Origin of the sequence: Thalassorhabdus alkalitolerans, assembly GCF_042656525.1 — a bacterium.
Taxonomy (GTDB): domain Bacteria; phylum Bacillota; class Bacilli; order Bacillales; family Marinococcaceae; genus Thalassorhabdus; species Thalassorhabdus alkalitolerans.
On sequence record NZ_JBHSOZ010000002.1, the window covers coordinates 74,355 to 95,918 of the forward strand.

General features: G+C 41.9%; 16 protein-coding genes. 6 read left to right on the forward strand and 10 right to left on the reverse strand.

What is annotated here, in order from left to right; all coding sequences use genetic code 11:
* Window positions 1-262: 262 nt before the first annotated feature.
* Window positions 263-1,093, reverse strand: a complete 831-nt coding sequence (locus tag ACFPU1_RS00435; protein WP_385937200.1) for a pirin family protein — start codon at window positions 1,091-1,093, stop codon at window positions 263-265.
* Between the two features lie 246 nt (window positions 1,094-1,339).
* On the opposite strand from ACFPU1_RS00435, the gene ACFPU1_RS00440 reads away from it, so the two are divergent.
* Window positions 1,340-1,789 (forward strand): MarR family winged helix-turn-helix transcriptional regulator, encoded by a 450-nt coding sequence (locus tag ACFPU1_RS00440; RefSeq protein ID WP_385937203.1) that lies wholly within the window; start codon window positions 1,340-1,342, stop codon window positions 1,787-1,789.
* A 46-nt stretch (window positions 1,790-1,835) separates the two neighbouring features.
* Window positions 1,836-5,138 carry an efflux RND transporter permease subunit gene (locus ACFPU1_RS00445; RefSeq protein WP_385937206.1) on the forward strand — a complete coding sequence of 1,101 codons (3,303 nt, stop codon included), beginning with the start codon at window positions 1,836-1,838 and terminating at the stop codon, window positions 5,136-5,138.
* Window positions 5,139-5,206: 68 nt separating this feature from the next.
* Here the strand turns inward: ACFPU1_RS00445 and ACFPU1_RS00450 are convergent, their stop codons facing one another.
* The 4 genes from ACFPU1_RS00450 to ACFPU1_RS00465 form a co-directional block, all read right to left on the reverse strand.
* Window positions 5,207-6,286 (reverse strand): acyltransferase family protein, encoded by a 1,080-nt coding sequence (locus tag ACFPU1_RS00450; protein ID WP_385937209.1) that lies wholly within the window; start codon window positions 6,284-6,286, stop codon window positions 5,207-5,209.
* A 289-nt stretch (window positions 6,287-6,575) separates the two neighbouring features.
* The gene (locus ACFPU1_RS00455; protein ID WP_385937212.1) at window positions 6,576-7,721 is read right to left on the reverse strand and encodes a hypothetical protein; all 1,146 of its coding nucleotides are present in this window, start codon (window positions 7,719-7,721) and stop codon (window positions 6,576-6,578) included.
* Window positions 7,722-7,732: 11 nt separating this feature from the next.
* On the reverse strand, window positions 7,733-8,755 hold the full coding sequence (locus ACFPU1_RS00460) for a Nif3-like dinuclear metal center hexameric protein (protein ID WP_385937215.1): 1,023 nt from the start codon (window positions 8,753-8,755) through the stop codon (window positions 7,733-7,735).
* Window positions 8,756-9,055: 300 nt separating this feature from the next.
* Window positions 9,056-9,430, reverse strand: coding sequence for a Na-translocating system protein MpsC family protein (locus ACFPU1_RS00465; RefSeq protein ID WP_385937217.1), 375 nt, complete (start codon window positions 9,428-9,430; stop codon window positions 9,056-9,058).
* 273 nt (window positions 9,431-9,703) lie between these two features.
* Here ACFPU1_RS00465 and ACFPU1_RS00470 point away from each other — a divergent pair, with 273 nt between their 5' ends.
* Window positions 9,704-10,552 (forward strand): ATP-dependent DNA ligase, encoded by an 849-nt coding sequence (locus tag ACFPU1_RS00470; RefSeq protein ID WP_385937220.1) that lies wholly within the window; start codon window positions 9,704-9,706, stop codon window positions 10,550-10,552.
* Window positions 10,553-10,596: 44 nt separating this feature from the next.
* On the opposite strand, the gene ACFPU1_RS00475 is transcribed toward ACFPU1_RS00470, so the two are convergent.
* Entirely contained in the window at window positions 10,597-12,636 is a 2,040-nt protein-coding gene (locus ACFPU1_RS00475) for a peptidoglycan D,D-transpeptidase FtsI family protein (protein ID WP_385937223.1), read from the reverse strand.
* Window positions 12,637-13,115: 479 nt separating this feature from the next.
* Here ACFPU1_RS00475 and purT point away from each other — a divergent pair, with 479 nt between their 5' ends.
* The 3 genes from purT (at window position 13,116) to ACFPU1_RS00490 (ending at window position 16,764) form a co-directional block, all read left to right on the forward strand.
* Window positions 13,116-14,291 carry a formate-dependent phosphoribosylglycinamide formyltransferase gene (gene purT / locus ACFPU1_RS00480; RefSeq protein ID WP_385937226.1) on the forward strand — a complete coding sequence of 392 codons (1,176 nt, stop codon included), beginning with the start codon at window positions 13,116-13,118 and terminating at the stop codon, window positions 14,289-14,291.
* 307 nt (window positions 14,292-14,598) lie between these two features.
* Entirely contained in the window at window positions 14,599-15,510 is a 912-nt protein-coding gene (rocF, locus tag ACFPU1_RS00485) for an arginase (RefSeq protein WP_385937229.1), read from the forward strand.
* 57 nt (window positions 15,511-15,567) lie between these two features.
* Window positions 15,568-16,764 (forward strand): ornithine--oxo-acid transaminase, encoded by a 1,197-nt coding sequence (locus ACFPU1_RS00490; protein WP_385937232.1) that lies wholly within the window; start codon window positions 15,568-15,570, stop codon window positions 16,762-16,764.
* Window positions 16,765-16,946: 182 nt separating this feature from the next.
* Here ACFPU1_RS00490 and ACFPU1_RS00495 read toward each other — a convergent pair whose 3' ends face one another.
* The 4 genes from ACFPU1_RS00495 to ACFPU1_RS00510 all read right to left on the reverse strand — a co-directional run bounded on the left by ACFPU1_RS00495 (window position 16,947) and on the right by ACFPU1_RS00510 (window position 21,548).
* A complete protein-coding gene (locus tag ACFPU1_RS00495; RefSeq protein ID WP_385937234.1) occupies window positions 16,947-18,284 on the reverse strand; it encodes a cell wall-binding repeat-containing protein in 1,338 nt (445 codons plus the stop codon).
* A gap of 231 nt (window positions 18,285-18,515) precedes the next feature.
* Window positions 18,516-19,427, reverse strand: a complete 912-nt coding sequence (locus tag ACFPU1_RS00500; RefSeq protein ID WP_385937237.1) for a F510_1955 family glycosylhydrolase — start codon at window positions 19,425-19,427, stop codon at window positions 18,516-18,518.
* A gap of 16 nt (window positions 19,428-19,443) precedes the next feature.
* On the reverse strand, window positions 19,444-20,847 hold the full coding sequence (locus ACFPU1_RS00505) for a HAMP domain-containing sensor histidine kinase (protein ID WP_385937240.1): 1,404 nt from the start codon (window positions 20,845-20,847) through the stop codon (window positions 19,444-19,446).
* Entirely contained in the window at window positions 20,844-21,548 is a 705-nt protein-coding gene (locus ACFPU1_RS00510; protein WP_385937243.1) for a response regulator transcription factor, read from the reverse strand. The genes ACFPU1_RS00505 and ACFPU1_RS00510 overlap by 4 nt, the downstream gene beginning before the upstream one ends.
* Window positions 21,549-21,564 lie beyond the last annotated feature (16 nt).

Here is a 21,564-nt window from a genome sequence, read left to right on the forward strand (position 1 = left end):
CAATCTCCTCCTCTATCAGGATATACAATATATATGTGACCATTTTATAAAAGCAACCCACAAACATTCTTTTCTTCCTATACCCGTTTTACGGTAAAAAGAAAAGACATCCTCACCGCCGAGGGTGATTATGTCTTATCATACCGACAAATTCACTTGATGCTGCAAGTAAATGTGTATTCTTCTTGTCAGAAATTTTTATCCGTATCACTGCTTCCTGCTTTTTTTGTTATGACGCACATCTTTTACCCGGTCGTTTGATCTAAAACTTCCCGTTTCGATAATCATCAAACGCTTGTTTGATTTCTTCGTGGGTATTCATCACAAAGGGTCCCTGGGCTGCAATTGGCTCCTTTACCGGTTCCCCGGCATAAAGCAGTACCTTCAGCTTCTCTCCCTTACTTTCCATGGAAACGGCAGTGCTTTCCCCTGTTCTTTCTCCTGCTTGTTCAAGCAGAAGAACGTCCCCTTTTCCTCCTGTTGTTTTGTCCTTTCCAAATGTCCCTTTTCCTTCTAAGATGAATAAAAATCCATTATAGCTCGCTGGTATTTCAGGGGCAGCCTTCGCATACTCATCAATCTCAAGCTCAAGCATCGTAATGGGTACATGGTTTTTTGTTGAAGCTTTCTGCCCCTTATACGTACCAGAAAATACACGTATCTTTACTCCGTCTTCTTCTATCACAGGCATATCCTTTTGATAAAGATCCTGATATCTCGGCTCTGTCATTTTTTCGGATGACGGCAGGTTTACCCAAAGCTGCAGGCTGTGTACCGTACTTCCTTCAACCGGCTCCTCTGCATGAATAATACCACTTCCCGCTGTCATCCATTGGACATCTCCTCCTTTAAGTACTCCTTGGCCGCCTTTATTATCCTTATGCTCCAGTTCCCCATCAATCACATACGTTACGGTTTCCATTCCTCGATGGGGATGGAATCCAAAGGTTCCCTTCTTGAACCAATCCTCTGCCATCAACAAAAAAGGATCAAATTCAGCCCAGTTCCCTGGCTCAAGTACCCATCCCTGCTTATGATTCTCTCCTTGCTGCCTGTGTGTGACACTCCAAACCTTATTAATTTTTCTTTCCATGCGTTCACGTCCTTTCTCTTTCCACTGTTAAGATTTACCCATTATTGTAGGCTATACACCTTTTCCCGTATAGGAAAACGCTCTCAACAAATATGGTACCTGACATTCACAATATGCTCACACTTGTTTTCTTGGTTTCTTATTTTTTTCATGGTAGAGTATAACCGTTAAGAAATTAAACTGTTAGGTTTCTTTACTGTTAATTTATTAAATTGATTAATAATATTTAATCTAAGGAGGGAGTCCATGAAAGAGCATCAAGAGCTATTTAAAGAAATGGCCGATTCACTTAAAAGAATCGAACGGGAGCTTATCAGAAAGATGCATATTCCAGATGTCAGCCTGACGAAACGCCAGGAAGCCATTATTATGTATATTTTCACCAATGAAAATGCCACAATGGCTGATATTGCAGCCAACTTTAATATTTCAAAAAGCGCTGTAAGCCAAGCATTAAATAAGCTTGAAGAGCAGGATATTATTGTACGGGCGATCAATAAAGACAACCGGAGGGAAATCAATTTAACTCCTGGGGAGGCAGGTGAAAAGTATAAGAAAGAAATTCAAAAGCTAGAGGAAATACTAGTGGAGAAGTATCTTTCTAAAATTGACCTGGACGAACTGAGACAGACTCGCAACCTGTTCTCCAAAATAGAAAATCTCATACTAGAAGAGGATCAAAAGAATGAACTCTAATCAAAGCAAATAAACCCTATCTCTAAAAGGAAGAGTGATAATACTTATGAAACTCTCTGATTTTTCGATTAGACGGCCTAAATTTACCATAGTAATCATGGTTTTGTTCCTTCTCTTAGGCCTTGTCTCGTTAAGCAGACTGCCACTGCAGCTTTTTCCTGACGTTGAAGCACCAGTAGCAGCAGTAGCAACAAGTTATCCCGGTGCGGGGCCACAGGAAGTTGTAAATGATGTTACTGAAGAACTGGAAAGTGATTTATCAACCATTTCCGGATTGAATAACATGACTTCTCAATCAACCGAAGGTTCTTCCATTATTATTCTTGAGTTTTCGTGGGATACCTCTATATCTGACGTAGAAAATGATATTATTACTACCATTACACAAGCTGACTTGCCTGATGGGGCCGGAAACCCTGCGTTTTTGCAGTTTGATCCCACCATGTTCCCAAGCATACAGCTTGCTGTCAGCTCTGATGGTGATGAAGTAATTGATTTTCAGGATGATGTATTTGACCTTCAACGTGAATTACAGCGTATAGAAGGTGTTGCTGATATAGAAGAAAACGGTTCTCTTGTAGAAGAGTACCAGGTCGTATTAGACGAAGAGGAACTAGAAGACGCCGGGGTCTCACAGGAAGACGTGGTCAATGTCATCCAAGGGCATAACATTGCAATGCCTGGTGGAGTCGTGCAAGATGATGAACGAAATATCACTACACGCGTTCTTAGTGAACTGACATCCGGGGAAGATATTGAGGAACTGGTCGTTACTGTGAACCCTGAGACAGGGGACGAGGTTACTATTGCAGATATTGCTTCTGTCTCCCTTGAAACAGAAGATAGGGAAGTCATTACCCGGGCTAATCAGGAAGCGGCTATGCAGCTGAATATGATGCAGGAATCTGAAGCCAATACCACACAGGTCGCAAGAGACTTTAACGACAGACTTGATGAACTTCTTGAAGAGGAACAATATGAAGACCTGGCAGTCATGACTTTGTACAGTGAAGGCGATTATATACAGGAAGCCATCGATAATGTAGTTCTCGCTCTTGTAGGCGGGGGAGTCCTTGCCATGGTGGTCCTGTTTGCATTCCTTAGAAACTTAAAAACACCATTAATAATCGGGATTGCCATACCATTTTCCATTATCGTGACCTTTGCGCTCTTTTTCTTTACCAACATTACGCTGAATATCATGACCCTTGGTGGTTTAGCGCTTGGAATCGGAATGCTGGTGGATAACTCCATTGTTGTCGTCGAAAACATTTACCGCCACCTTTCGATGAAAAAGACGCCAAAACAGGCGGCGTCCGATGGAACAAGGGAAGTAGCAGGAGCCATTACCGCTTCGACCTTAACGACTGTTTCTGTATTCCTTCCCATCGTATTTGTTACCGGTCTTGTGGGAGATTTGTTTGCTCCCCTCGCTATCGCTGTCGCCTTTAGTTTATTCGCTTCTCTCTTTGTCGCGCTTACCGTTGTGCCAATGATTGCAAGCAGAATTCTTAAGGCACCTGATGAAAACACAGAAGAAAAAAGAAGAAATTCCAGATTTATCAAAGGAGTTGAAAGGTCTGTATCCTGGGCGTTAAAACGCCGGATCGTTGTACTCCTCATTACCTTTATCCTCCTTGTAACAGGCGGTGCCGGTCTTACGGCCGTTGGAACTGATTTTATGCCTGATTCAGATGAAGGCCTCTTTGTTATAGAGGTGGAACTCGACCATGGCACAAACCTTGCCCGTACGCAGGAAACTGTGGAAGAAATTGAAGATCTCCTAGAAGATTACGATGAAGTTGAACATTATTTAAGTACAATTGGCTCTACTGCCCAAATGGGAGGTGTGTCTTCTAATTCTCACATTGCCGAGGTTATCGTAACAATGGTTCCAGGCAGTGATCGGGATGTCTCAACCTTTGAGTTTACAGAATCCATTGAACGTGAAATTGAAAATGCAGATGATGAAGCAGACATTCAGGTTATGGATATGGCTCAAGCCGGATTTGGCGAACCAAACACGTACCAGTTCAGCATTCATGATCCAAACTCAGAAAGACTGGAAGAAGTAACGGAGGAAATTGTCGCTGAGCTTGAAGATGAAAGCATTATCCGTAATGTGCAGACAAGCCTTGAAGACACTGCACCAGAGCTTCAAGTTCTCATAGATGAAGATGCAGCCTTAGAAGAGGGATTAGTCCCTGCTCAAATTGCCGAGATTGTTAATAACGCAACGAATGGGCAGACAGCAACAGCCATTGAAACTGAAGATAACGATATTTTTCAAGTCAATGTCCGTTACCAGGATGAAGTACTTGAAAGCATTGAGAACTTTGAAAACCTTTCGCTCCAAAACCAGGATGGAGAATATATCACGCTAGCTGATGTCGCAACCATTGAAGAAGGAGAGTCACCAGCTACAATTAATCGGGCTGACATGACACCAGCTGTGGATTTTGATGTGGTCTATGAATCATCCGGTACGCTTGGTGAAACTTCTGCTGTGGTAGCCGATATTCTTGACGACATCGAGCTGGACGACGAAGCAGAATTTGTCATCGGCGGAGACGAAGAGCTCATGAATGAAGCCTTTGAAAATATGGCGCTGGCCTTCGCATTAGGTCTGATTTTTATCTACCTTGTGATGGTTGCCCAATTTGAGTCCTTTAAGTATCCGTTTGTAATTATGTTTACTGTGCCACTCTTTGTTATTGGAGTAATGCTTGCCTTAACAGTTACTCAAACACCGATTAGTGTGATCGCCCTTATTGGTGTCATTGTCCTTGCAGGTATTGTTGTTAACAACGCAATCGTCCTGGTTGATTATATCAATCAGAAGAAAGAAAAAGGGTTACCTTCCCGTGAAGCTATTATTGAAGGGGTGAAAGACCGTACGAGACCAATCCTGATTACGGCTCTTACTACGATTCTTGGGGTTACTCCACTGGCTCTTGCTATCGGAGAAGGAACAGAAATGCAGCAGCCTATGGGGATTGTAGTGATCGGCGGACTTATCAGCAGTACTCTTCTTACTCTCTTTGTCATTCCTGTCATATACAGCCTGTTTGATAAAGAAACCCGCTCGATGAATAAGAAATTTGTCACTCCTGATGGGGAAATCGTTTATGCCAGAGATCTTAAGAAAAAAGAAGAAACAGGCAGTGAAGAGTATGAATTAAGTGAGCAGCAGGCTCTCCCTGAACCTGAACAGTCTTCTGTAGAGACAAGAGAAACTAGTGAAAGTGAAGATTATTCTAAAGATGAAATTGTTCACATCCTTGAAGAGCTAGTTAGACGCTCCAAGCAAAGAAATGATTCAAAAGAGGATAAAGATGAAGAAAAGTAAGGATTATTAAGTATATAAGAAGGGGGACCAAAAGGCTGACTTTTGGTCCCCCTTTCTTTTATTAAAAATCAGGATGTACCTTGGTTTGCTTTTCTCAGATCCTGCGGAGTGACAATAGTCTTTCCGATTAAGAGATTGCTTACTGAAGATAAAGATAATAGAATCTTTGCCGTAATAATAGAGCTTAGTACACAATAGACTGCAGCCAAAAGAAAGTATACCAGTGGATTCACGCCTTCAATAGGCGGCAGATAATAAAGAAACAGTGTATGAACCAAATATATATGAAAAGAATGTCTGCTGATTAAGGAAACAAACCAAGGCACCTTTCTTGCCTTCATCGTCAGCAAAATGATGAAGAAAATGACCCCGGTAGTATAAACCAGATTATCAATTCGCTTTGAGGAAACAACATCAATAATATCGCCCCTGACCAGGACCACCATCGCCAGGAATGCAGCAGTCGGCCAGATGAAAATTATTTTTTTATGCTTTTGAATTTTATTTTTCAAGAGTTCAAAATTACGTCCGCAATAATACCCTAAAACAAAATAAAAAATCCAGCCAATAAAGGGCACCCAATGGCCTCTAAGCCATATATACTCTCCCAGGGGAACAGCGGCCGGCTCGGTAAAATGAAATAATCCTAGATAAGCAGTATTGATGATAAAAGCCCAAAAAAGTACCTTCTTCGGATTCCACTTTCGCAGATGCTTTGTCAACAGAACATGGAGTAAATAAAACTGAAAAATAATTAAAATAAAGTAGCCCGTATAACCTCCCAAAAAGAGATTAAACAATACTTCTTCCCAAAAGCCCATGAAAGAATCACTTAAAACTAACGCAAATACTACAGCCATAAAAGCAAAGGGAACCAGTAAAAACTTTATTCTTTTTTTAAAAAAGTCTTTTGGAACCTGGTTAGGATAAGCGTGAGCAAGCAGTACCTCAGAAATAAAGATAAAAGCAGGCGTGCCAAAAAAAGCAGCAAACCGCAGAGCAATTAATAAATACTCTTCTGTTTGTGTTATAGAATGTTCATAATTATCCAAAGTTGTGTTCACGCTGTGAACCAGAACCACCGCTAAACAGGCCAGTGTTCTGATCCAGAATATTTCATTTATAACTGACCCATTTTTCAATCCCATGCAACCCCTTGTCTTCTCCTATACTTTTCTTTTTAGATCAATTAGTCTTTTTTCAAAAAAAATAAACAAGCCGAGCCTGCTTATTACGACCTTACATCCGCCCTGGAATCAAGTGAATAGAATACAATATTTCCTTTCACTTTATTTCCTATAAGTAAACTATAAACCTTAAGTATGAAGATCTTGTGAAGAGGAGTTTCTGGAAGATTTATTACCTAACAAAGAGCGGGATGTCCCAAAGTCTCTGAGACATCCCTAAAAATACAATCATTTTTATATGGTTAGCAATTTACAATAGAAACGGGCCCAGCAACACAACAATTAGAAAGATTGTTACAAATCGCAAGCCAATACCCAGCAATGCTGCACTCATTGCTTCCCTCTCATTAAGGTCAGAATTTGCAGCCCAAATGACAGGAATTTGGCCGAATACGGCAGACAATGGTAAGCCTGAGGAAGCCAGGATAAAAGATCCGATCACCAGTATTGGATCAAGAGAAGCCGCTACCTCTGTCAGTTCAGCCATTCCTAACGTTGGACTTGCAAGAATAGACAGTATCCCTGTTTCTGGATGAATGGATAAAGCTGATAAGAATATAGTTAATCCTGCCTCAATGCCTGACCAAATCCCAATGTAATTCAAAATGCCTATAAACATAAATACTACAGCGACGGCTGGAATGATAAGCAAAAATAATAGTTCCGCCCCCTCTCTTGCCGCGTTGAAAAGTGTCGGCAATGCCCTTGTTTTCGGGGTAAAAGAAGGCATATGAGAAAGCTCCACAGGTTTGGTGTCCCGGTATACGGTCTTTGATAAAAGAAAAGGCATGATAAGCACAGGCACCATCACTGCCAAAACCACTACAAGAAAAGCATTCACCCCGGCTGCTGTTAAAGCTACAATACCAAGCATGAATGTAGAAAAGGACTGTTGTGATTGAACCATCGTTGCCACAGCGATCTTTTGTTCAGCTTTTGTGGCGCCCGCTTTAACGAGGATAGGACCGGCGATTTTACCAGCAGCATTAATGTCTCCGAGAATATTATAAATACTGGGTACGACTACTGAAGAGTTCACTTTTGAAAATTTCATTAACGGCACAAAGATTCTCATTAATGCATCAGTAAATCCCAACCGTTCTAGTGTACGCCCGATAATTACACTAATAATTATGGCAACCCCGACCGTCCCGATTAAAAACGTGTCCACGACAACAGGAACCACACTATCAAGGATAGAATCAAACAGGCCGGCCAGCGTAGCTGGTGAAAATAAGAGAGTAAGCATGGAGGCGATTACTAAGGCTAAACCTGTGGCTTCAATGCCTGTCAGCTTTTTTCTCTCTATGGGAAAAGACAGGTTCTCAACTTCTTCTTCCAATGTTTTTTCTTCAAGTGCCTGTTGTTCTTCGGATCTGACCTTTGCATTTTCCATACTTATCCCTCCTATAAAATAACCTGTGTGGCTTTATTAACTAAATACTTTGAGGCCATACTTTCACCGTAGTCCTTCATATACTGGTTTCCCATCTCATGAAGAGAGGTGCTTGTGATTCTTTCTCTGAAGACGACCACTTCTACTTCGGGAAGCAGGCTGTCCAGGGCATAAGCTAATGGCAGCCCGTTTTCTAATATTTCCAGCGCATGAGAGTTCCCAACAATAAAATGAAGGCCCAGCTCCCTTGCCGTCTCTATTAACGGATGACCCTCATACACTCTGCTGATGGAAGCAAGAACCGTGTCCGCTTCTGGGTGCTCCTTGACAGCCTGTCGCAGATGATCCGGAGAAAAGCCTGTATGAGGGAAAATATGAAGAATATGTTCCACTGGGCTCTCTTCTTCTCCGATTAGGATTCTCCCTCTGGTAACCAGAGTCGTTTCTATCGTTGATTCTGCTTGTTTAATCACTTTTTCTCTGTTTGTGACCTCTTCCTCTTCTTTGAAATCCATGAAGGTATCCAGTCTTGACAGCATATCTCCTAATGTATTTACTTTGGGATAGGCTTGTCCGACAAATAAAACATTTCCGTGGAGACCGCCAAAACAGATCTCAGACCTGTACACCTTATGACCATGGAGAAAAGGAATACCAGGGTGAAGACCATGAAAGGATTCATGAAGCTCAAACACTGAAAGACCGTAAAGATCTAAATAATTTTTTAATGGGACTCCCCCTGAATTTGCAGCTTCTGCAATAGGGTGGTGGGCCACAATTGCATCAACACCTGTCGCACCCGCCAGCTCTATAGACCCTTCTGTCAGTGTCATGGTTACAGCCAGTTTGTTAATTTCCTTTTCTGGATTGCCGTAAATTAACCCTGGAATTTCGATGACTTCCTTCCCTGGAATATTAGAACTTTTCATGATTACAAAGGGATGATCTCCCCCTGTAATATCGTGGAGGGACTTCACCACTCTTCCTCCGGTGAGTGTATCCAACGCCTGAATCACATCTTTATTTTTTGTCATAATTTTTCTCCTCCCCAAAATGTTAATATTTTTTGGTCCTGTACGGTTTTTCACTGCTTTTTGGAAATTAAGAATTTATCCCTTCCTTTCTATTAAAGAATCCACGCCAAGGCTGCCAGAAAACTCTCTTGTTTTAGATAGGTGTTTTGTTTTGACACTCACAATGGAAAGCGGCTGGCTCTTTTTTCCATATAAAAAGCCGCCAACATTAAACCCACAGTCTTGCTGTGTGCTTAATGTTGACGGCTTTCCTGCACTCCTTTGAGTTCATTTGACCAGTCAACAGTCTATGCATTTGTCTTATACCTTCATAAACTGCTCCGTTAGATAATAACTTACTTCTCTTTCGAGAATGATAATGGTTCCTGAGTATTCGGTAGCAGGATCATAATCTTTAAGTATCGCATTTATTTTCATATTATATTTTTCTTCAATCGTCTTCTTTAGCTGAACTTTAAAATTTTCAATGATGGATAGGTCTGTTAACCTTGTGACAAGACGATTAGACTCATCAAGACATTTAAGAGAAGGAATTCTCTTATGATTGGCGAGTATAATGACTTTGTCCCCAAGAATTTCTACCTTCTGATGCTTAACGCCAATATCAAACAATTGACGGTTAATATCATTATAATCTTTTATTAATTCTTGTTTAAAATCTCCTAAATGATTCATAGATTTCCTCCCCCTTATCTACATTTGCCTCAGGAAGGTCATCACCCTTGCTTTACTTCTGCCTGGCAAGTATGATCCAGCTCGTTGAAAAACAACAGCAAAGAAATACGTTGCCTTTAAAAGTAAATTCTTTATAAGACAAGCTTACTTTAAAACCAGCAGAAGGTCAATGCAATTTGTTAAATATTCTGACAAATTATTATATTACCAGCCATTTCATGCATACTTTTGCCCTTTCTCTCCTTATAATGGTCTTGGGGAGAGTGACCGAACATGATACAACCCATGCTTTTACATAAAGCGATGAATAATGCACCATTTAATTCTACTGATTATCTGGCCGAACTTAAATTAGACGGCATTCGTATGATCATAACAAACATTGACCATAGAATTCGTCTCTATACACGAAATCAATTAGAAGTGACTGAGCAATTTCCAGAACTGCAGTCCCTTGTCCTCCCGCCCGGTACCACCATAGACGGTGAATTAATTGCGGCTGATGAGAAAGGACGGCCGGATTATGACCGTCTCATGGAGAGGTTCCACTCCGGGATTTGCTTTCCTGTTACGTTTACAGCCTTTGATGTGCTTCATTATAAAGGAAGAGACGTGACGAATTTAACTTTGATTGAAAGAAAAATGATTCTAATAGATGTTATTCCTCAGGACTCAACCTCTCTCACAAAAGTAAAGTACACAGCAGGGGAAGGTCCTGCATTGTTTGAAGCAGTAAAAGAAAGAATGCTGGAAGGCATTGTCCTGAAAGAAAAATATTCCAAATATATCCTTGGTCACCGAAGCTGTTTTTGGTTAAAAGTCATTAACCTTGAACGCACTGATGTGTGGGTTAACGGCTATCAAAAAAATGGATTTGGATTACACCTTGCTCATGAGGATGGATCGCCAGCGGGAATAGTAGAGACAGGCATGAGTCCAAAGGAAAAAGCAGCCTTTTATTATGCGGCCAATCAAATTACGCAAAAAGAAACAGAAGACGTGGTCTATCTGGAACCTGGCATTATACAGTGCCGTGTACTTCATCGTCCGAAAACGAACAGCGGAAAATTAAGAGCCCCTTCCTTTTCCCATTTCCTGTTTCAAAAGGAAGAGATTTATTGATTCATAAATAAAAAGAAAGGCCAGGAGCACTCCTGGCCTTTCTTTTATTCTTCTTCTAGTAATTCATCCAACTCTTCTTCTGATATTCCTTCTTGATCTTCTTCCTCCGTATCTTCCTGACGCTCTTCCTGAAGTTCAAAAAAGGCGTCCATTGCTTCTCGAGCAATTCTGTTAGCAGTTCCTGGGCTGCCTCCATCCTCATCAGTGTATACATATGGGACAACAACGCTAACTGCCACTTCTGGCTCATCATAAGGGGCATAGGCAACCAAAGCCTGGTTATTCCCGTCTACGGCATCACCCGTACTTTCTTCAATGATACGTACTTCCGCGGTTCCTGTTTTTCCAGCTGCTACATAGTCTGCATCTTCAAATTCGTCTCTGGCCGTTCCGTCCTCTCCATTCATAACACGCCAAAGTCCTTCTTGCACTCTATCTAAATGACTGGGGCTGACATCAATCTGGTTAAGAACATTAGGAGTGTGCTGCTGACGGACGGCTCCTAATTCATCAGTATCGCGACTCGGCTCCCTAATCTCATTTACAAGGTTAGGCTGAAGCCTGGACCCTCCGTTGGCAATAGTTGAAATATATTGCGTCAGCTGCAGGGGCGTGTACGTGTCATACTGTCCGAAGCTTAAATACAGCAAATTACCACCTGAATCGCTGTCCCCGGTAAGGCCTGAAGATTCCGATGGCAGGTCTATCCCGGTTTCCTCTCCCAGTCCAAACTGGCTGTAGTAATTTCTGAAGATTTGGTAGGAACCTCCTATGTTATCCCAGCAGCACTCTTCCTCATAGTCATAGCCCGCCATTCTCATTGCAATCTCTGCCATGTAGATATTGGATGACCGCTCAAGAGCTGTCAGGTCATTGATGTCTCCCATGTCTGTGACAGAGCTCATAGGAGGAGTATCCGGGAGAGAAATTTCCCGGTCTTCAAAAATGGTATTCGGCTCGATAATTTCTTCTTCGAGTCCGATCATCACAGACGCTGCTTTTACAGTAGATCCCATTTCATAGCTGCTTGAAATTGCTCCTAGGTGATCATCATAGCCCGCTACGGAAAGAAGTTCACCCGTATTGGGATCCATCATTACTACATACGCTTCTGCCTCATTGATAAAGCCTGATTCAGAGCCGCTGATTTCTTCTTCAATAATGTTTTCTATCTCTTGCTGCAGATCCATATCAACAGATAAGACAAGGTCTCTGCCACGCTGTCCTGCCTCTTCTTCTTGTGTGCCGTCCACATTCTCTTCTAACAGTCTTTTTTCCCCGCGCAGTTCTTCCTCATATTCAAGTTCCAGAAAGCTTCTGCCCACATCATCTGACCGTTCATATCCCCTCGCTAAATAATCATCAAGACTTTCGCTTGGAATAGCACCTGTACGGCCTAAAAATCGAGAAAAGCTGTCTTCATACATATATTTTCTTTGAGAATCCCGAAGCAAATCCACTCCTGGCAAATCATCAAGATGCTCGCCAATAACATGGGCAGATTCTTCATCAATGTCCTGCTTTATTCGGTGAGGCTCATCATAAAAACCTTGATTCATTTCTCTCCAGATGGCCGCAACTTGTGTCTCCTGTTCACTAAATCCTTCAACTTCCTCTTCAGGGATTCGATCCAGCAATACCTCATAGTATTCATCATCAGTAAGCTCTTGTATCTCTTCTTCACTTACAAGTTCCTGAGCCTCTTCTTCATTTGTCACAATCCAAAAATCCTGTAAATCTCTATCTGTTATTTCTTCTTCCTCTAAGTCTATTTCAATGACCTCGTTCAATTGTCGAGCAATCTCAATTCTTTCTTCATCCGAGACACCTGATCTATTCGTATAAGTAAGAGAAAGCACCAATTCATTATCTACTACCTTGTTGCCATGCCTGTCATACATTAATCCTCGAGGAGAATCAATGCCGGTTGTCTCTCCTTCACCTTCCACTTCTCTCACATAGTCATCCCCTTCTACAATTTGCAGAAAGCCCAGACGAAGAATGAGAGCAGAGAAAAGTAAGAAGACAAAAACAAATAATATATTTAAATAAAGCTTATTCTTTTGGTGTTTTTGCCTGGCCAATTTCCTGTCCTCCTAAGCTGTCTTAACATGCAAGCGCCACAATATTAAACACTCGAAGTGTATCCTGTAGTCACAACGGTTGGTAAAACACTCAACTTTGTTCTGTCTTAAAACTCTCCAAGTATTCTTTTACCCTGTTTCATTGCTCATTAGTACTTAAAATAAAAAACACTTACTACATTTTATCTATTAGAAAGGGTAGGCCTAACATAAGAACCAGTCAAGAAAAAAGGACTGTACTCTATGAAAATCGCTTAAAATCCCTATCAAAAGCTGAAGTTCAAATTTCAGGTGAATCAAGCCATATTAACAGAAACTTGCCCACTTTCGTGCTTCCCTTAAACACTCACCCGCACCATAAACGAACGAAAATAAAATTAATTATATATTTGTTCGCTTTTAGACCTTGAACACCAAGGATTTTAAAGGTATGATTTACATAGTCTTTTAATTTTCTTAACATTCAAGGAGGAAGCAGTATGTATGGGGCACCGCTAAAAAAACATGCCAAAAAGGTCATGGTTCTAGGTTCAGGGGAGCTTGGAAAAGAAGTTGTAATTGAAGCACAACGACTGGGAGCAGAAACCATTGCTGTTGATCATTACGCTGATGCGCCGGCTATGCAGGTTGCACATCATGCCTATACGGTTGATATGTTACATAAAGAAGATCTCCGCCACCTTATTGAGGAGGTTAAACCGGATTGTATTGTTCCTGAAGTTGAAGCGATTGCTACAGATACCCTTGTAGAACTTGAGAAGGAAGGGTATCATGTCGTACCTACAGCTAATGCTACGAAGCTTACAATGGACCGGGAAGGAATCAGACGGTTAGCCAGTGAAGAACTTGGAATTTTGACGGCAAAGTACGGCTTTGCGAACAACCTGGAAGAACTCAAAGAAGCCGTGAAAGACATTGGCACACCTTGTGTCATTAAGCCGGTTATGAGCTCCTCCGGGAAAGGACAAAGTGTCTGCAGAAGTATGGATGAGACCGAAGCCTCGTGGAATGAAGCAATTGAAGGAGGAAGAGGACGTAATACCCGCGTCATTGTCGAGGAAATGATTCACTTTGACTCTGAAATCACTCTACTGACTGTACGGTCGGTATCAGGCACCTCCTATTGTTCACCAATCGGCCATATTCAACAGGACGGTGATTATATTGAATCCTGGCAGCCTGCCTATTTGAGTGAAGCACAGTTAAAGGAAGCACAGGCCATGGCCAAAAAAGTAACTGATGCTCTAGGAGGTTACGGACTATTTGGCGTAGAGCTTTTCATTACACGAGATAAAGTATATTTCAGTGAAGTCTCTCCCCGCCCCCATGACACAGGAATGGTGACTCTCGTTACTCAGGACTTATCAGAGTTCGCTTTGCATGTAAGAGCAATTCTTGGATTCCCTGTTCCATCGATTTCAACCTTAACTGCTGGCACCACTTATGCGTTAAAGGCTGATCATCAGTCAGAAGATTATCAGGTTGAAGGATTGGAGGAAGCTTTATCTGTCCCTCACACCCAAGTAAGACTGTTCGGCAAACCAATGACAAAGCCAGGCAGACGAATGGGTGTCGTATTAAGTACTGGCGAAACAGTCGATCAGGCGAGAGACAGATCGAACCAAGCAGCCAGGAAAGTTAACATAACAAAATAAATTGTTTAAAAAGAACCTGGAATAACGGAGTCTTTCTAAGGACATAGCTCCGTTTTTCAGGATTCTTTTTTTATGAACAGGCAAAACTGCTCTTACACTTCCCCTTTGATTCTCACCAATCTCTTTCATATCTTTTGACTGATAAAAATACAATGAATAAGAAACACTTTATCCCATTTCCCCCTAAAACTAGTAAACTATTTTTTATTGTCCATTCAAATAGTTCTCCTGCATAATATAAGTAGTCGGATTGTTTTTACTTTTCTCACAGATTCATTAGGAAAACCTTTATAAAGGGGATGAAAAGATGTTTATACATAAAGATATTTCAGTCATTGGGGTGCCAATGGACCTGGGACAAAGACGCCGGGGAGTGGATATGGGTCCAAGTGCCATGAGATACGCAGGCTTACTAGAGCAAATTACAAGTCTCGGATTTAACGTGAAGGACTGTGGAGATATCCGAATCGACCGTCCAGAAAAGGAAAAAGATCCTGAAAAGAATCTGAGAAACTTAAAAGAAGTGTTTGCAGCCAGTGAAAAGCTTGAAAAAGAAGTAGATCTTATTGTGCAGGAAGGAAAATTTCCTCTTATTCTAGGAGGCGACCATAGTATAAGCATTGGTTCCATTGCAGGGATTAGCAGGCATTATGAAAACCTTGGTCTGATCTGGTATGACGCCCACGCTGATTTAAATACAGGTGAGACCTCACCATCAGGAAACATTCACGGGATGCCCCTTGCAGTCAATCTGGGCCTTGGCGATTCCTCTTTACGTAACATCGGGAATTACTCGCCAAAAGTAAAAGCAGAAAACATCGTGATTATAGGGGCAAGGTCAATCGATGAGGGGGAGAAACTATTAATCAAAGAAAAAGGTATTAAAGTATTTACAATGCACGAAGTGGACAGACTTGGGATGCCCAAAGTTATCGAGGAAACCATTCACTATTTATCCCAAAGAACAGACGGTGTTCACCTAAGCCTTGACCTGGATGCCCTTGATCCATTGGATGCTCCCGGTGTTGGTACACCGGTCATGGGAGGGCTGACCTACCGGGAAAGTCATCTGGCTCTTGAAATGCTTTCCGAGGCAAAAATCATCACTTCAGCAGAGTTTGTAGAGGTTAACCCTATTCTTGATGATAAAAACAGGACAGCTGATGTAGCGTCTGAACTCGTTGCTTCCCTGCTGGGAAAAAAGCTGGTTCTCACGTGATATAGCGATAAAAAAAGAAAAAGCAGCCTGCTGCTCCTGCGATAAGGAGGAATCTATGTGACCACCTCAAAGGGAATCATCGAAACAACAGAAAAAATTGGCGCCAAAAACTACCACCCCCTTCCTATTGTCATAGCCGAAGGGAAGGGTGCCTGGGTGAAAGACCCGGAAGGAAACCGGTATCTTGATATGCTAAGTGCTTATTCAGCCGTTAATCAGGGACACTGTCATCCAAAAATTATCAACGCTCTCAAAACCCAGGCCGATAAGATTACCTTAACCTCTCGTGCTTTCCATAACGACCAGCTCGCTCCTTTCTACGAAAAGGTTGCAGAGCTGACCGGCAAAAATATGGTTCTTCCTATGAACACGGGAGCAGAGGCTGTAGAAACGGCAGTTAAAGCCGCACGACGCTGGGCCTACGAAGTGAAAGGAGTACCTGGTAACCAGGCAGAAATCATTGTGGCGGAGGAGAACTTTCACGGGAGGACAATGACAGCTGTTTCCCTCTCCTCCAATGAAGAATATAAGCGGAATTTTGGACCGATGCTGCCAGGCATTAAGGTGGTTCCATTTGGAGACCTTACGGCTTTGCAAGAAGCTGTCACTGCAAACACGGCTGCTTTTTTGATCGAACCTATACAAGGAGAAGCAGGCATCCAGATCCCTCCTGAAGGATATTTATCAAAGGCCCTTGAGTTGTGCCGCAAGCACAATGTACTTTTTATTGCCGATGAAATTCAGTCTGGTCTCGGCCGCTCCGGTAAACGATTTGCCTGTGATTGGGAAAACGTAACACCCGATATGTACATCTTAGGAAAAGCGTTAGGTGGCGGTGTGTTTCCAATTTCGGTGGTTGCAGCTGACAGAGACATTTTAGGCGTCTTTGAACCCGGCTCCCATGGTTCTACATTTGGAGGCAACCCACTTGCCTGCGCTGTGTCCATAGCAGCCTTAGAAGTAATTGAAGAGGAAAATCTCATTCAGCGCTCTTTTGAGCTTGGTGAATATGTAAAAGAAAAGTTAAGAAAAATTTCTAACCCGAAAATTAAAGAAGTAAGGGGGAGGGGCCTGTTTATCGGCCTTGAATTGACAGAGCCTGCAAGAAAATATTGCGAGGAATTGAAAGACGAAGGGCTCCTTTGTAAAGAAACTCACGAAAAAGTGATTCGTTTTGCTCCCCCTCTTACCATTGAAAAAAAGGATCTGGACTGGGCGATTGAAAAGATTTATAAGGTTCTTAATAAAAAATAAAACACAACAAAGAGACAAAAAGGCTGCTAGAGTATGACTTTATAGCAGCCTTTTGGTTTACATAATTTTGGTTGCACAAGTGGTGCAGAAGCCTTCATGATCCTTTTTACTACATAATCCTTTTTACTACAGGATCCTTTGAAACGTCTTGTTACTCCGTCCCACCAAGTGTATCCTATAGATTAATGCCCGCCGTGGCCATGCAGTCCTTCGATTTCCAGTTTTTCATCAATAATACCCTGCGTCTGAAAGGATATATCTTCAAAAGTCCCTAGCACATAACCGTGGTTATAAGGCCCTTCCATAGGATCGTTTTCAAACACAGGCTTTAAGAGAGAAAAATACTCATACATCTCCTCACCTAATTCCCCTTCTTCGAGCCAAATCAGAGGAGTATGTTTCCCCAGGTGGGCAAATGCCGCTCCAGGTATTGCAAGCTCTGGTGTGTTTGTTGAAACAAAGGTAAGCCCGTGTCCTGGTTCATCAATCCCCCAGCCGAATTCATTCTCTTCATCTCTAAACTGAGCAAATTCTACAGATAGCTCTGCGGGAGACTCCCCTTCCATTCTTTCTACGTTTCCATATTCACCAAGCTGGTCAGCAACCTCTTCAGAGATAATGGTTTCAGAGCCTAATACATATATGTTAGCTTCCCCTTCTCTTTTTTCCAACGCTTCTATGGTTTCTGACGGAATCTCATTTTCAGCTACATACAACAGGCCTTCTTCCATATGGGCAATCCAGTGTCCAGCAATAGAAGTAAGGGTCTGGTCCTCATCTTCCAATGAACCAATAATAATGTTTTCTGTTATGTTCCCTGTCACTTCTGCATATGCTTCATCTATTTTCGCTGCAAAAGCTGCGGGAGTTTCTGCTGTGATATGTTCAGTTTCATAACCATTAAGCTGATCTAGAACATTTTCATCCACGTCTCCCATGACAATTACTTCCGTCCCATCCTCATTTCCTTTTGGCTGAAGTCGTTCTATCTCAGCCAACACACTGTCCGAAATGCTGTCTGAACCAGTAAATAAAGCAGGCCCGTCATTAGGGTGATGAACTAGATTTAATCCCGCTAAGGCAACTTGCCAATGATCTTCTGGAACCATTATTACTGTTCCAGGCTGGTTTTCTTCATGAGTAGACGGCCAAATTGTCTGTGAAACCGCAATAGATAAATCCTCTAATTCATTTTCTTCTATTCTTGTTATATTTTTTGTCTGACTTACAAGCAAACCATCCGCGGCTCTTTCGTTAAATGTACCAGTCTCTTCCCCTGCCTCTGCTTTAATTTCCTCTGCCGTGCTTTCACTGTGGTGCTCTCCATGTCCTTCACCATGGTCCTCATGACTGCCGTGACCATCTCCCATATGATCTTCATGGAGTTCTTCCATTTCTTCTATATGATCTTCATGACCACCAGCAGTTTCGTTATCAGTTTGTGGTTCTTCTTCGCTATTACATCCACTAAGTAGCAAAACACCTGATAGCGCACTTATGTATAGCAGTCTTTTTTTCATTTTTCCAACTCTCCTTTTTTTCGGCTTTGTTACTTCTTCCTATACAACCTTGGTCTTCAGCAGGACTGCGAGAATTGCCCTTCCCGCTCCTATCTGCATTTTAGAATGGCTGCATTTGTATCATCATAAGATTAAATTATGGTTTTAGTATGAAGAAGAACAAGTTTTGGAGAAGTGAAGGTAAATCAAAAGAGACAGTTCTCAATTTGAGAACTGCCCCTGTCAGGATGTTTATTTATCCTGAGTAGTCCCCTCTATGACAAGGGATTCCCAGGTTTCACCTCCATCCTGTGTTTGGTAGATGGATTCATTTGACGTGGCTATTGAGATTTCTTCCGGGTTTTCTGGATGCACATCAATAAATGTAACAAAATTGTCGTCGTTCAGCCTAAAGTCCATGCTCTCCCACGTGTGACCAAAATCCTTACTCTTCATTAAGCCCAAGCCATTACCCGGCATGTAGGCATACACTTGCTCGGAATTATGGCGGTCGTTGACCGCACCGGAAAACGTCTTATCCTGGTGAAGTTTTTTCCACGATTTTCCTCCATCAAGAGACTTATAAATTCCTTTCTTTGTCCCCGCTAAAAGATGTGCTGGCTGAAGATAGTGAGAAACAAGAGCGTTTACCTCGTGCAGGTCTTCAGGGAAACCCTCTGTTTGAATGGCCTCCCAGCTCTCGCCACTGTTATCTGTTCTAAAAAATTCTGAGTTTGCCGCATCAATTCCATACATGCGGTTATTTAAACTGTTCGCTTCTAAAAGATGAAAGTCTGCTTCTCCATGAAGAGCTACAGGCTCCCAGGTTTGCCCGCCATCGTTGCTTTTAATGATCCCAAGAGGGTCTTGTAAATGTGAAGAAGGGGCAGGATGGCCGCTTGAAATCATCGTTTCTTTATTTATAATGGAAAACCCCATTAAATCATGGCGCTCTTGTTCTTCTCCTATCCACGTCCATTCACGCTCACCAGACATATGAAGAAGACCATGATGTGTACTAATGTAAAGATCACCCGGCTTGCTCAAGCTGTATGATAACCCATGGATATGTGTCAAAGACTCACCTTTTGTTTCCTCTGCTGACCCACATGCTGGTAAAGCTAATAACAAGATTACTACGATAGGTAAGCTAAAGTTCTTCATTGCTTCCTCCAAATTTCTACCCTTTTTTTGGTAACGTAATTGTAAATGTTGTTCCTTTTCCTTTTGTGCTGCTTAGCAAAATTTCCCCACCGTGCAGATCAACAAGTTTCTTTACTATGGCAAGCCCAAGGCCGCTTCCACCATTTTCTGAAGATCTGGATTTATCCACTCGGTAAAAACGATCCCAAACATAAGGAAGATCTTCTTCAGGTATGCCTTTCCCTGTATCACTTATAACGAGTGATACCTCTTTGTCTTTCTCATAAAGTAAAAAAGAAATCTTCCCGCCGGCTTCTGTATATCTAAGACTGTTTTCCAGCAAGTTAACAACGATCTGGTGGAACTTTTTTGGGTCAAGAGAGACCTTTATGTTTTGATGGTCTGCCTTCAATGAACACGTGATATCTTTTTCACTGAAGGTCCTCTTATATTGAATCAATAGTTCACTGAGCCAAGGTTTTATCTCGGTCATCTCTTTTTCAATCTCAACCTTTCCTTCTTCCAGACGCGATAACTGAAAAAGGTCCTGAACCAGTCCTTCCAGCCGGTTAGACTGCTGAGAGATGACTTCGAGGTACTCTCTCCATTCCTCTGAAATCCCCGTCTCATCTTTCATAATAGATGAATAGGCTTTAATATACGTGATGGGCGTTCGCAAATCGTGAGAAATATGTGACAAAAACTCCCGTCTGCTCTTGCTGTAACGCTGAAGCTGATCAGCCATGCTCTGGATATCATTTTCCAGATCTTTTACTTCTCCCTCACCTTTTGTATCCAAAATCACATTATATTTTCCAGAAGCAATTTGATGTGTCATTTCTCCCATTTCCACCAGTGGCTGAGTCAAACGCTTGGATAAGAACAAAAAAGCGAGAAAACCAAGAATAAACACAAAGAAGCACATAACAAGTAAGATAATCAACAAATTTACTCTTGGCTCATTAAACTCCCCTGTGTCTTGGTCAATGAACATATAGCCAAGAACCCCTTCATCATCCGTGACAGGGTACATAGACCAAATATGGGCAATATGTGCCTGCCCCTCCATTTCTACGAGACCTGTCCTTCCTTCGAAGGTTCCCGCCTCCATTTCCAGCACATGTTCAGTTACCCACCGGCTGTACTCTTCTCTCAGCTGAGGGGTAATGTTATCTGTCTGAGCCACAGGCTCGAGCTGTTCATCATACAAAATAAAATTAACCTTTTCCTGATTTTCCATTTCTACTATGTGGTAAACCGTGGTTTCACTTGGATGATCCAAAAATACATTGCTGTGCGCTGAAAGCCTGTTCTCCACCTCTTGTATGACGTGATTTTTATAAAAGGATTCTGATATATAATAAAAAGGAACAGCCATAGCTATGATGGTTACAAGGAGCACACTCATAAAAATAAAAACGATCTTATAGGAAAGCTTCATTTTGTTCGATCCTCTTCAGCTACCTGGTATCCAACGCCCCACACTGTTTTTATGACCTGTGTGGAGCAGCCGGCTTTTTTAAGCTTTTCTCGAATATTTTTAACATGTGTATCAATATTTCTAGGCTCACCTTCATAAAAATCCTGCCACTCCAGCTCTACCAGCTGCTCTCTCGTATACACCCTTCCCGGATGCATTGCCATTCTTTTGAGGATGCTGAACTCTTTTGAAGTAAAAGAGATAATTTCATTTTTATAGGCCACCCTCATTTTTTCCACGTTAATAGCCAACCCATGTATGGTAAAAACACTGTTTTCTTGAAGTCTTTTTCCCGTTCGTCTGATTACAGAAGAGACACGGGCCAGAAGCTCCTTTGGCTCAAAGGGTTTCACAATGTAGTCGTCAGCACCAAGATTAAGACCTTTAACGACGTCATCAGTCTCTCCTAAGGCTGAGATGAGTATAATAGGAATGTCTTTCTTTCTTCTTTCTTTTATATATGTAATTACCTCAAGGCCGCTCATTCCCGGCATCATAATATCAAGAAGGAGTAAATCATAATGGTTTGCGTCAATCTTTTCCAAAGCCTTCTCTCCAGACTCCACGCTGTCTGCCTGGAAGGAGGGTGACTGTGACATACAAACGTGAAGAAGCTTTCTCATCTCGCTTTCGTCATCTACAATTAATATTTTGTCCTTCATTTCATTTTCTCCTCTA

Excerpts from the sequence above, each read along its gene's own strand:
- ACFPU1_RS00435 (WP_385937200.1), bottom strand. The coding sequence starts at position 1,093 with ATGGAAAGAAAAATTAATAAGGTTTGGAGTGTCACACACAGGCAGCAA.
- ACFPU1_RS00440 (WP_385937203.1), top strand. The coding sequence starts at position 1,340 with ATGAAAGAGCATCAAGAGCTATTTAAAGAAATGGCCGATTCACTTAAA.
- ACFPU1_RS00445 (WP_385937206.1), top strand. The coding sequence starts at position 1,836 with ATGAAACTCTCTGATTTTTCGATTAGACGGCCTAAATTTACCATAGTA.
- ACFPU1_RS00450 (WP_385937209.1), bottom strand. The coding sequence starts at position 6,286 with ATGGGATTGAAAAATGGGTCAGTTATAAATGAAATATTCTGGATCAGA.
- ACFPU1_RS00455 (WP_385937212.1), bottom strand. The coding sequence starts at position 7,721 with ATGGAAAATGCAAAGGTCAGATCCGAAGAACAACAGGCACTTGAAGAA.
- ACFPU1_RS00460 (WP_385937215.1), bottom strand. The coding sequence starts at position 8,755 with ATGACAAAAAATAAAGATGTGATTCAGGCGTTGGATACACTCACCGGA.
- ACFPU1_RS00465 (WP_385937217.1), bottom strand. The coding sequence starts at position 9,430 with ATGAATCATTTAGGAGATTTTAAACAAGAATTAATAAAAGATTATAAT.
- ACFPU1_RS00470 (WP_385937220.1), top strand. The coding sequence starts at position 9,704 with ATGATACAACCCATGCTTTTACATAAAGCGATGAATAATGCACCATTT.
- purT (WP_385937226.1), top strand. The coding sequence starts at position 13,116 with ATGTATGGGGCACCGCTAAAAAAACATGCCAAAAAGGTCATGGTTCTA.
- rocF (WP_385937229.1), top strand. The coding sequence starts at position 14,599 with ATGTTTATACATAAAGATATTTCAGTCATTGGGGTGCCAATGGACCTG.
- ACFPU1_RS00495 (WP_385937234.1), bottom strand. The coding sequence starts at position 18,284 with ATGAAAAAAAGACTGCTATACATAAGTGCGCTATCAGGTGTTTTGCTA.
- ACFPU1_RS00500 (WP_385937237.1), bottom strand. The coding sequence starts at position 19,427 with ATGAAGAACTTTAGCTTACCTATCGTAGTAATCTTGTTATTAGCTTTA.
- ACFPU1_RS00505 (WP_385937240.1), bottom strand. The coding sequence starts at position 20,847 with ATGAAGCTTTCCTATAAGATCGTTTTTATTTTTATGAGTGTGCTCCTT.
- ACFPU1_RS00510 (WP_385937243.1), bottom strand. The coding sequence starts at position 21,548 with ATGAAGGACAAAATATTAATTGTAGATGACGAAAGCGAGATGAGAAAG.